Raw genomic sequence first — 11,404 nt, 5'->3', positions numbered from 1 at the left:
GGCTGCCTACTCGGCAGACCCTTTATACTATTTAAAAACCATGGATCTCTTCGTATCGATCCAGGGACAATTCCACAACCAGATTTACTATTTATTCCTGCTGATAATAGTTATTGGGGTGGTGATCTACCTTTATAACTTGGTTAAAAGCCATAAATTCCATCTGAACTCTCCCTTTGCCAAGTTAAAAATCCTCATCCTGGCGGTCTTACTTTTAGGGTTCATCTTTACCTTCAGTAAAATCAGCAGCATGGCCAGTATTGGCCTGGTGGTCCTGATCTGTTATATGGTCTACGATCTTATGAGGGGTAAGGAGAAACTGGACCTGGACCTGCTCTTTGTGGCCTGGTTCATGGCCCAGTTCATAGTTCATGCCCAGTACGCACAGAAAGTGGACCGTTACTTCATCACCATGGCCCCAGCCCTGGTGTACTTCCTGATCCTGGGCTTGAACCAGATAGCTGGGAAGCTGAAAATCAACTACCGCCAGCTGAACCTCACCCGCTATATCTTACCCCTTTTACTTCTAATGGTGGCCCTGCTCTCTACCACCGCCTATCTGACGGGTTTGGATCACTCACTGAATGATAACTATGAGTACCTATCGGCCATTAACCAGCCGGATGATACTCCCTTTATTGTGAATTCTACGGACCTTTTAAGGAACAAGTACACTGCCGATAATCTGGCACTGGCTGCCAACTGGTTGAAAGAGTATGATCCCCAGTACAGTACCAAGAAAATCCGGTCCAACCAGTGGCCCGGAATGGTGTGGAATTTAAGGACCTACATGGATAAACAGCCCACCTGGAACACCACCGAGCTGATATCCCATGAACTGGAGAAGAATAACATCGATTACTACATATCTACACAATCACTGAATTTAGAGGCCTACCCTCAGGTGGCACAGTTCGGAGACGTGTTCATCTACCAGAAAGACCCCTCTAAGATTGAAAACAAAACCCAGATGCTATATATTGGACAGAACTGGCAGAATTACATTGACGAGGTTCTGGGATTCAAGGCATATGTTATATACGAGAACCTGGGCCAGGTAGTCCGGGGAAAACCTACAGAAATAGACTCACACTCCCTGGAAGAGCTTCAAAAATATCCCTACCTCCTTCTTTATAACTTCAAATGGAATGATCAGGAAAAAGCAGAAGAATTATTAACTCGATATGTGGAATCAGGGGGTACATTGGTGATTGATGCTTCAGGTAACCTGGAAGGTTCCTTCTACAACTTGGACAATGCAGAATTCATGAACACCATAATCACCAGGAAAAGTCTGGAGGCCAATCCTAAAATAGAACCAAACACCGTAAATTTCTCTCCCTTCCTGTCCGATGGAGAAACATGGTACGGGGCTCATTATGAACCCACCAACCAGTCCCAGATCCAGCCACTGGTCACTGCCGACGGTAACATCCTCATCGGGGAGCAAAAGATAGGTAAGGGGCGCATTATCTGGATTGGTTACAACCTGGTGTGGCATGCCTTCCACCTGGAGAATCAGGAGGAAATGAAATTAATCCAGGATAATATGGGAATTTAATGTAATTTTTTATCCTATTCCTTTAATGCTTCTTTTTTTGTAGTAATGCTATGCCATGGGTATTTTTTTAGTTAATACAATCTGGGGTACTTTTTAATGATGACTTGTGGGTGTATGGCCACAGAGTTATAAGTTATTAAGTAAACACTAACATAATTAATGTGAACAATCATGGAGATCAATGGGGAGTATCATTATCCATAGTTTCCCTGTATCTCCTGGTCTTAAATCATTGTGAAAGGAGGTGAAAAAAATTGACCAACGGAAAAACAAACCGGATTATCCTCCTATTAGGATTCCTACTGTTGTTGGTTGCCACTATTTCTGCTTCCACTGCCGCGGATACTATTTATGTAGACAATGCCACAGGTTCTGATGGAAATGATGGTCTGACACCCACCACGGCTAAAGCTACTATTCAGAATGGTACCGATACAGTGGATCCAGAGGGGACAGTCTATGTGGCGGATGGAACCTACAATGAACAGGTGGTTATAAACAAGAACCTCAACCTCATTGGACAGAGCCAGAGTGGTACCATCATCAGTGGAACCAATACTGGACGTCCAGTCACCATAAACCAGGCTACAGTAACCCTGACCAGCTTTACCATACAAGACGGAAATAATGTACAATATGGTGGTGGGATCTACAATTACTTTGGGAACCTCACGGTGAACAACTGTATTATCCAGCTAAACACCGCTACTATATCTGGTGGTGGGATCTACAACATGTTTGGTAATCTCACTGTATATAATAGTCTTATTCAGCAGAACACGGCATCCAGTTCCGGAGGAGGTATCTCCAATTATGGTACTGATCCCTCGTTTATTAACCATAGTACTATTCAGCAAAACACTGCCAATGGGTATGGTGGTGGAGGAGTCTACAATGGGGGGTATTTAATCATCACTGATTCTAATATTCTGCAGAACACCGGAACTCTAGGAAGTGCCATACTTAAACGTACTGGTAACAGTTTAGTGGTGAATTTCTGCCGCATATATGGTAACACAGGTTTTTACAGTATTTACGACGATTCGGCGTCTCCAGTTAATAACAATGTGGAAGACAACTGGTGGGGAGCTAATGCTCCACAATTCTCTCAACTATTACGATATATTCCTTTCCCCACCCATTGGTTGTACATGACCATTAATGCCACTCCCAGTACCATTGGGAATCGTGAAACCAGTCTGGTCACGGTTAGTTTCAATAACCGCAGCGATGGAACCACAGTAACTCCATTCAATCCTGCAGTAGGACATATACCGGACTTAACCCCCGTGTTATTCGAGACAGACCTGGGAAACCTTGGTAGTAAGACCATCAACCGGTTAACCTTAGATGGGATAGCCACCGCTACTTTAACTGCGGATGAAACTCCAGGTATAGCCAAGGTTAATGGAACCACAGATGCTCAGGAAGTGAGCACAGATGTGACCATCATCCCTAAATCCAGCCTATACCTTAAAGTAACACCCAGTAAAACCAATCCAGTGCCTGGCGACACAGTAACCTACTCCTTGAAGGTAGGGAACAACGGACCAGACCCCGCAGAAAATGTGGTGATGACCTATACCATACCCGAAGGTCTGGAATTTGCTGGAGCCAGTGATGATGTGGGAAACACCTGGACTTATGACCCGGTCACCCGAACCATTACCTGGACCCTGGGAACCGTACCCATGGGCGACCCAACCCTGCTACTGCAAATGAGATACTTAAGGGCTGGTTTCTACCTCATTAATCCCCTACTTTCCACCACTACCTACGACCCCACACTCAATCAGGAAACACAGTCTCTAACAGTAAATGCCCAGAACATAGCTACCGCTGCTGTTCTGGCTAATACTGTGGGAATGAAAAGTACGGGAGTACCATTGGCTGGAATGTTACTGGCCCTGCTGATGGTGATTACCGGTTTCTACACGGCAAGACGAAAATAAGGGGGTAATCCCCTTAACCCCATTTTTTTTAAAACCCTATTTTTTTAAATCATAAAAGTTCATTGTTAGTGCCATTTTTTTAACTCCACAGTGTACACAAATTGCTATATATGATACAAATCTAAATTATTAATACTGAATATCTGATAATTTAATATATCATAGTACCAATATTAGAACATATGGTACTAAATTTAGAACAATTTAATTTGGAGGATCTGGCTGCCAGGAATACCCTTAAAATATTGCGGTTCATGATCCAGAAACCCTACTTGACATGGGGACTCACTGAATTATCAAATGAACTTAGCATCTCCAAATCAAATGTTTCCCGAATATTGAAGGTTTTACTAGCGCACCACATAATAAATCAACAGAAGACACAACGTAAAAAGGTTTACCGGATAAATTCGGGCCTTAATCTGGTTAAAATATTCTGGAAACTTTTCATGGAAGAGAAAAGACAGAATGTAAGACCTGATTTTAAGAACAGAATTGATCTACTTTACAACAAAATTGGAGATGAGGTGGATTTATTCATACTATTTGGTAGTGTGGCTACGGGTCTGGCCACGAAAAAAAGTGATATAGATGTGGTTGTAGTTAGTGAAAAACCATTAGATGTTAAGAAGTATGATTTCCTACCCTACCGTTTTGAGATACACCAGTATAACTGGCAGGATATCCAGAGTCCAGTCGATTTTGTGGTTTTGGAATCACTCATTAATGGGATTGTATACAAAGGGGATGTATGGGAAATCATAGCTCAACTGGATACTTTCCCCAAACCATACATTATATATCGCCTGGAAAAGGCCAAAGAATTTTTAAATAAAGCGGAATCACTGGAAGGCCCTGCCAGGGAGTACTATGAAAACATGGCAAAAGTCACTATTGGGGAAGTCCACTCGGTTATTAGGGAGGGCCGAACAGTTCCTAAAGGCGAAATTGAACTCGAAAATCTCAATGAAACCATTAAAGAATTAGAGATGAGTATATCGCGTCAAGGAGATAAGATATGGTTGACTTAGATATGGAAAGGGCTAAAAATTTATTAAAATCAGCTGAAGATTTATACGAACAAGGAGATCTGGCTGGTGTGGCTGGCCTGGGGTATGCTGCTTTTGAATCAGCCCTCATGGCTTTAACTAACAAAATTAATGGAAAAGATTATTCCAGTCACAGATCAAGAAAGAACAGGGCTAAGGAAATACTCCAGGGTCACGAGAAACAAATGGATTTGCTCTGGGAAATAAGAAATATAGACTTTTATGGTATGTGAAATTGGGGCATCAGAAAAGAGAAATTTCTCAGGAAGAAATTGAAAATGGTCTCGCAAGTGTGAAAGAAATAATCAAAGAAATAGATGAAATTATAAAAAAGTAAATTTCATCCACAAAATCATATCTACAGTTCACCGGTAATGAGTTCAACCAGGTACTTACCGTAATCAGTTTTTTTAAGGGTTTCGGCCAGTTCGAGGACAGTGGCAGCATCAATCCATCCATTGTTATAGGCTATCTCTTCCAAACAGGCCACGAAGAATCCCTGTCTTTTTTGAATGGCTTCGATATAGTTACTGGCTTCCAGGAGTCCGTTATGGGTTCCGGTGTCCAGCCAAGCCATCCCCCTTCCTAAAAGTTCCACCTTCAACTGTTTCCTTTTAAGGTATTCTTCGTTAACCGAGGTTATCTCCAGCTCTCCTCGGTCAGAGGGTTCCACTCCCTTGGCAATCTCCACCACACTGTTATCGTAGAAGTAAAGCCCGGGTATGGCGTAGTTGGATTTGGGTTGTTCTGGTTTTTCTTCCAGGGACAGTACATTACCTTCTTCATCGAATTCCACAACACCGAAAGCTGCTGGGTCCCGGACGTAGTAGCCGAATATGATGGCCCCTTCCTCCAGGGAGGCTGCCCTCTGCAGTATCTCACTGAAACGGTGGCCGTGGAAAATGTTATCTCCCAGGACCAGGGCCACGTTATCCTGACCAATGAACTCTTCACCAACGATAAAGGCTTCGGCCAGTCCACGGGGTTCTTCCTGGACAGCGTAAGAGAAGGAAACTCCCAGCTGACGGCCATCACCCAGAAGGTCCCGGTACTGTGGCAAGTCCCGGGGGGTGGAGATGATGAGTATTTCCCTTATACCGGCCAGCATGAGCACGGAAAGGGGATAATATATCATGGGTTTATCGTAAATAGGTAGTAACTGTTTAGAAACTGCTTTAGTAATGGGATAAAGCCGGGTTCCAGATCCTCCGGCAAGAATGATTCCTTTCATGGTTATCAAATCCTGTGTAATTGAATTTTTTTTATGAACTTTAGGGTTATCTTATTCAGTTTCAATTCTCATATAATATTTCCCTTAATTATCATAAATATTTCACTTAAACCCCTCCGGTAGGAGTGGTGGGTTATAAACCGGTAAGTTTTGAGGTATAAAAAGTTAATATTGTGGCCGAAATAATCAAATAAAAGGTTAAAGATAAAACCCTATAGAAAAAATCCCTTTATTAGTCGATTATTACGAGTTATTAACATGAAACATCCAGATTTAAGCCGTGAGGAAATCCAGAGCCGGCTTCAAGAAACAGAAAAAAGGTTATCCCAAACCCATGAGGAATTAAACTATCTTAAATCAATAGTAGAGCACACTGAGGATGCCATTGTAGGTCTGGATCTGGAGGGTACGGTTTTAAGCTGGAACCCAGCTGCCGAGAAGTTATACGGATTTTCTGGTGATGAGGCACTGGGTAGCAGTGTTTTTATGATGATACCGCCCTACAACAGTGATGAAATATCTCTGATTTTAGCCTGGATCAAAAATGGGGAAAGGATCACCCATTACGAGACACTACGCCGCAGGAAAGACGGGTCCCTGGTTAATATTTCCCTCAGTGTTTCCCCCATCAAGGATGCCCGGGGTAGGGTGGTAGGGGCCTCCACCATTTCTCGGGATATTACCACCAGTAAAAAAATGGAACTGAAGCTACAGGAAAGTGAGGAAAAGTTCAGGGAACTGTTTAACAATGCCAATGACTCCATCTTCCTTTACCCCCTTACCAGTGATGGTACCGGTGGCCAATTTCTGGAAGTCAACGACGTGGCCTGCCACAGCCTGGGGTACACCAGGGACGAGCTTCTGAAGATGACTCCCAGAGACATTGAAGTTGAATCTAGGGAAGAACCAACTCTGTGGGACCTTCTCCAGGAGGGGAGTGCCACCTTTGAGGCGGTCAACCTCACCAGTGATGGTCGCCAGATACCAGTGGAGGTGAGTGCCCATATATTCAACCTCCGTGGAGAGAAAATGGTACTCTCCATTTTAAGGGATATAACCCGTCGTAAACAGGCGGAGGAACAGCTCCGCAAGTCTCTGGATGAGAAGGAACTTTTGCTTAAGGAAATACATCACCGGGTTAAAAACAATCTCATGGTTATCAGCAGTCTCCTCAACCTGCAATCCAAGTACATTGAGGATAAGGCCGCCCGGAAGGTTTTCAAAGAGAGTCAGAACCGGGCCCGGTCCATGGCCTTAATTCATTCCATGCTGTACCGTTCCACGGATCTCAAGTGCATAAACTTCGGGGAGTACATCACCAGCCTCACCCAGGAACTCTTCCGGACCTACGTTATCCGGGACAACATCAAACTGAAAATGGATGTGGGTAACGTGCCCCTGGATATCAACACCGCTGTCCCCCTGGGCCTAATCGTCAATGAACTGGTATCTAACAGCCTCAAACATGCCTTTCCCCACGGTGAAGATGGTGAGATATCAGTTAAATTCCATAAAGCCAATGACCACTACGTATTCCAGGTGGCGGATACTGGGGTGGGATTCCCTGAAGGCTTGGACTTTCGAAAAACCGATTCCCTGGGCATGCGCCTGGTGGATACCCTTACTGACCAGGTGGATGGTGAGATGGAACTGGACACCAACCAGGGTACTACCTTCACTTTGACCTTTGCTGAAGAGGATTATGGATCCCCTTTGAAAGGTGATGAAAAATAGGTTATATTTGTTTTTTAAGGGTTTTTCCAATTTTATTTAGTTTTTGCAGCGCATTTTCAGTGGTTAAACTTTCTTTTTTCCACCTGTCTTGACACCAGGTAAACTATCAGGGCTATAAACAGGGCCATGATGGTTATGTAGTAATCATCGTTGGGGACCAGGTTCAGGGTGAATCCAGTCCAGCTTAATGGATAGAAGAGGGCCATACCATATCCCACCTGTATCAGGATCAGGTCCAGGAGGTAGTGGGTTACTATTCCCATGGATAAAAACAGGAAGGCGCTTTTTTTCTCCCGGAAGAGGAGGGCAGCGATTCCTGCCAGTAAAAATGTACCTACCGGGAGGTGGAACACGTAGATATAATCCCACATATCGTATCCCACTAGTTCAGTTAGTATGGATATCTTAATGGCGTCAGGGAAGATGGATCCCACCATGACCAGAACGGTGTTGGCCGGGTTAAACTGAGGGTATCGGAAGCTTAGTATGCGGCACACGCTCCAGGCCACTGCCAGGTGAACTACCCAGTCTGGCACACTTAGCGCCTCCTGAACTCGAAATTTTTCCAGTCAAAGGACCAGTAACGGTAAAATATGAAAATCAGAAGGATCACCGCCAGGAAGGAACGGAGCAACAGGAAAAGGTACTTCCAGTATTCATTGACTTCCACCCGTTCCACCTGGATGATGGTATTGTTAGGTCCCAAGACCCCCACCACTGACACTTGGTCCTCCAGGTTCACCGGGGTGGAGCTGTTAATGCTCAGGTTAATGTTTTGACCGTGGTAGTTCTCCAGGATCTGGAACTGGCTGGAACCGATGTGGGTAACTGTTCCACCGACATTTACCACTTCTCCTTCAGGGTAATCTGAGATTAGGGCTCCGTAAGATGGGTATTTCTGATGGTACTCGTATTCTGTGGCGTAGTTACTGCATAATATTGCCAGGGCAGCCACCAGGATAAGCCCGGTTACCATCCTTTTGAGTGGTGTGTTCAGTTTCACTTACCTTCCCCTTGGAGAAAATTATATTCCTGCACTTTAACATTGTACTTTCTATTGACAAAAGGATTTCATTTCCATTAATGGAATGTTTTCATTCAATTTTTACATTAAAGGAATGTTTTCATTTAATTATAAAAATAAGTTCGTTAATTATAGAAATACCTTTTCATTTTTATATATAGATTCAATATAAGAAAATAATGGTCAGAACATTTTTGTTATATCAATACACCAAAATATTCTATTTAGTATTTAATTCAAAAAAATCGTGTTTATTGTCCCATAATTATTGAATTTAATCATGATTTGAATCATTTAATTAAAGGATGAAATACTTAATGAAATTTTATTTTAATTGGATTAGATTCTCTTTATATACTTCTGCTCCTGGAATATGATGTGGAAACAGGTTCCATTGTTTCTGATTATTTTAATGGTACCATCCAGTTGCAATACCAGTGTTTTAACCAGCTGCAGACCCAGGGTGTTGGTATGTTCTATATCGAGATCTTCCGGTAACCCCACTCCGTCATCCCGAACTTCCAGGAGGTAATAATTCCCACCACCTATTCCATTCACTTCATTTACTTCATCCAATTCATCCATATCCACTTTACGGACGGATATAACTACTTCACCCTCATTCTGGTCTTTAAATGCGTACTTCAAACAGTTGGATACCAGTTCATTGATAATCAATCCCAGGGGAATGGCGGTGTCAATGTTAAAGTAAATATCTCCCACATCCAGGTTGAGCCTTATACCCGGCTTGGTACGGTAACTATGGAACAGGTTCATGGTTAGGCTTTCTATGTAGTCTCCCACGTTTATTTTGGCCAGATCAGCAGTCTGGTAAAGTTTTTCGTGAACCAGAGCCATGCTCTTCACCCGTCCCTGGCTCTCCTGGAGTATGTTATCAGCCTCCTCATCATCCACGTAGCTACGCTGGAGATTCAGGAGGCTGCTAATGATCTGCATGTTGTTCTTCACCCGGTGGTGAATCTCCCTTAAAAGAAGTTCTTTATCTTTTAAAGATTTTTTAATAACATTTTCCGCCTTCTTACGTTCGGTTATGTCCAGCATGGAAACCACACTGTCGGTGGTACCAGGAATCAGTGAAGTGAAAAGCAGTACCTCTCTTTCTTCACCTTCCTTGTTCAGCAGACGAAACTCATATTCGGAGGGAGCTTCTTTCCCGGGCACCCGGCGCATCTGTTGATAGGTTTTCATCTTTTCCCGGTCATCAGGGTGAACGAAATTAGTCCAGCTTAATTGGTGTTCAATTTCATCCACACTGTACCCACTCATGGATTCGCAGCGTTTGTTGGCCATGATTATGGTGGTGTTCTGGTCTATGATGATGGTGGCTGTACCGGTATTCTCAAATATGGTTCTGTAAAATGTTTCAGACTTTTTAAGAGCATTTTCTGCTTCTTTACGCAGTGTTTCATCGATAACTGTGCATATAGCTCCGTTAAACTTTCCCTCTTTAAGCTGGGGTATGATCCAGCCACTCTGGTATGATTGCCGGCCACTGGGGCTGGTGGCTTTAATGGAGTCATAGTGCACTGGTTTCAGGGTTTCTTTTGCTTTCCGGTAGTACTCCTTGAGTCCATCAGTGGTATTATCAGGCAGATCCTCCAGTATGTGCAGGCCTTCCATCTGTTGGCTGGTAACACCACTTATTTCTTCCATTCCCCGGTTCATGAAGTACAGACGGTCGTGTTTATCCGTAACCCATATTCCCTCGTTAATACCCTCCACCAAGTTTTCGTAGAATTTTTTAAGATTAAGACGCCGAATATTGGACTCTTGTCTTTGACGGTCCATTTTATTGAGTATGTTAGAGTTCCAGATAATTACCGTGGTTAAAAATGCCAGGGCCAATATAACGCCTAAGATATTCCCAAAGTAAGTACTGTATATGTTTAACCTTTCTCCACTGACGATTAACAGGTCCATCAGGAAAACAGCCATCAGGGCAGCAGGTAGTAGGCGTCGTGCCATGTATCCACCGGAATTCTGGGCAGTAATCCTCCCCATATAGGAATGGTCCGGGCAGAGGCACAGTATACTCACCGAAAGCAGTATGTGTATTAAGGAAGTCATAAAAGCCATCTGGGCCAGGATGTCCAGGAAATAATCAGAGCTGCTACCGTATAGATAGGAAGACAATCCAAAAAGAGCTATAAATCCACAAAAAAATGCGATAGTCTGCACGTAACGGATTTTAAATTTATAACTGGCCATGAGAAGGGCAACACCTAGCAGGATAAAGTTCAAAGTGCTGGCCAGCCTGCTTTTTGTTAAAATACTGTTATTTGGCAGTATACTGCTGAACAGGTAGTTCATGCCCAGGTTCGTCCCGGTGATATATTCGAGGATGGTTAAAGTTCCCCAAACTACTATGATAATTCCTAATATTCGTGGAATCAGTACCTGTTTTCCTTTTAATTTAAGGTTCAAAAGATAAACACAGGAACCAGCCAGTATGAATAGGAGTGCCGTGTTGAGCTTTATTCCAATGATTCCTTCGTATTCTCCCCGGAGTAGGGGTACATTGAAAAACCATCCCAGGGCCCCCATAGCTCCCAGAATAATTACCATTATGGCTAAAATTTTAGAATAAGATTTAAATTGCTGTAATCGATTTAAATAGATGGAAAGCTGTTTTTCATCCTCTTCTCGAGGTAGGTGTTCTAGTTTAAAGGGTTCAAAATCGTCCCTTGTATCCTGATCCATGGGAAACATTCCCTTAGTTTGGAATTTAAATCAACAATGACTGATCTTTAAAGAGTTCAGTTTTAGTATGTTCCAGGGAACAAACCCCTCTAAAACCCTGTAGCACAAATTTAACCACTCATGGGGGTTGTA

9 protein-coding genes (1 of these 9 only partly in view) are annotated in these 11,404 nt (G+C 43.2%); 5 read left to right on the top strand and 4 right to left on the bottom strand.

The window, feature by feature from the left end; translation table 11 throughout:
- The 4 genes from QC759_RS05010 to QC759_RS04995 all read left to right on the top strand — a co-directional run.
- Nucleotides 1-1,561: the 3' portion of a glycosyltransferase family 39 protein gene (locus QC759_RS05010; RefSeq protein ID WP_048073103.1), read on the top strand. The gene continues 752 nt to the left of window position 1, outside the view; 1,561 of the gene's 2,313 nt are visible here — the last part of the coding sequence; the start codon falls outside the window, past its left edge; the stop codon is at nucleotides 1,559-1,561.
- Between the two features lie 254 nt (nucleotides 1,562-1,815).
- Nucleotides 1,816-3,513: a DUF11 domain-containing protein gene (locus QC759_RS05005; RefSeq protein ID WP_052399963.1), complete on the top strand. Its 1,698-nt coding sequence runs from the start codon at nucleotides 1,816-1,818 to the stop codon at nucleotides 3,511-3,513.
- A gap of 182 nt (nucleotides 3,514-3,695) precedes the next feature.
- Nucleotides 3,696-4,544 (top strand): nucleotidyltransferase domain-containing protein, encoded by an 849-nt coding sequence (locus tag QC759_RS05000; protein WP_060537763.1) that lies wholly within the window; start codon nucleotides 3,696-3,698, stop codon nucleotides 4,542-4,544.
- Nucleotides 4,532-4,795, top strand: coding sequence for a HEPN domain-containing protein (locus QC759_RS04995; RefSeq protein ID WP_048073105.1), 264 nt, complete (start codon nucleotides 4,532-4,534; stop codon nucleotides 4,793-4,795). The genes QC759_RS05000 and QC759_RS04995 overlap by 13 nt, the downstream gene beginning before the upstream one ends.
- Before the next feature lie 125 nt (nucleotides 4,796-4,920).
- Here the strand turns inward: QC759_RS04995 and rfbA are convergent, their stop codons facing one another.
- Complete coding sequence (gene rfbA, locus QC759_RS04990) at nucleotides 4,921-5,793, bottom strand: glucose-1-phosphate thymidylyltransferase RfbA (RefSeq protein ID WP_048073106.1); 873 nt, start codon at nucleotides 5,791-5,793, stop codon at nucleotides 4,921-4,923.
- 258 nt (nucleotides 5,794-6,051) lie between these two features.
- Between rfbA and QC759_RS04985 the strand changes: the two genes are divergently transcribed.
- Nucleotides 6,052-7,527, top strand: a complete 1,476-nt coding sequence (locus tag QC759_RS04985; RefSeq protein WP_048073107.1) for a sensor histidine kinase — start codon at nucleotides 6,052-6,054, stop codon at nucleotides 7,525-7,527.
- A 56-nt stretch (nucleotides 7,528-7,583) separates the two neighbouring features.
- Here the strand turns inward: QC759_RS04985 and QC759_RS04980 are convergent, their stop codons facing one another.
- The 3 genes from QC759_RS04980 to QC759_RS04970 all read right to left on the bottom strand — a co-directional run bounded on the left by QC759_RS04980 (nucleotide 7,584) and on the right by QC759_RS04970 (nucleotide 11,272).
- A complete protein-coding gene (locus tag QC759_RS04980; RefSeq protein ID WP_048073108.1) occupies nucleotides 7,584-8,063 on the bottom strand; it encodes a metal-dependent hydrolase in 480 nt (159 codons plus the stop codon).
- A gap of 2 nt (nucleotides 8,064-8,065) precedes the next feature.
- Nucleotides 8,066-8,530: an OB-like fold-containing membrane protein gene (locus tag QC759_RS04975; protein ID WP_048073109.1), complete on the bottom strand. Its 465-nt coding sequence runs from the start codon at nucleotides 8,528-8,530 to the stop codon at nucleotides 8,066-8,068.
- Between the two features lie 360 nt (nucleotides 8,531-8,890).
- Complete coding sequence (locus QC759_RS04970) at nucleotides 8,891-11,272, bottom strand: PAS domain-containing sensor histidine kinase (RefSeq protein ID WP_048073110.1); 2,382 nt, start codon at nucleotides 11,270-11,272, stop codon at nucleotides 8,891-8,893.
- Between the last annotated feature and the right edge of the window lie 132 nt (nucleotides 11,273-11,404).

The organism is Methanobacterium formicicum, assembly GCF_029848115.1.
Lineage (GTDB): Archaea > Methanobacteriota > Methanobacteria > Methanobacteriales > Methanobacteriaceae > Methanobacterium > Methanobacterium formicicum.
This window is presented reverse-complemented; position numbering and strand designations above follow the sequence as displayed.

What these genes read in the sequence shown, in the direction of transcription:
- QC759_RS04985 (WP_048073107.1), top strand. Translation starts at nt 6,052, where the DNA reads ATGAAACATCCAGATTTAAGCCGTGAGGAAATCCAGAGCCGGCTTCAA.
- QC759_RS04995 (WP_048073105.1), top strand. Translation starts at nt 4,532, where the DNA reads ATGGTTGACTTAGATATGGAAAGGGCTAAAAATTTATTAAAATCAGCT.
- rfbA (WP_048073106.1), bottom strand. Translation starts at nt 5,793, where the DNA reads ATGAAAGGAATCATTCTTGCCGGAGGATCTGGAACCCGGCTTTATCCC.
- QC759_RS04970 (WP_048073110.1), bottom strand. Translation starts at nt 11,272, where the DNA reads ATGGATCAGGATACAAGGGACGATTTTGAACCCTTTAAACTAGAACAC.
- QC759_RS05000 (WP_060537763.1), top strand. Translation starts at nt 3,696, where the DNA reads ATGGTACTAAATTTAGAACAATTTAATTTGGAGGATCTGGCTGCCAGG.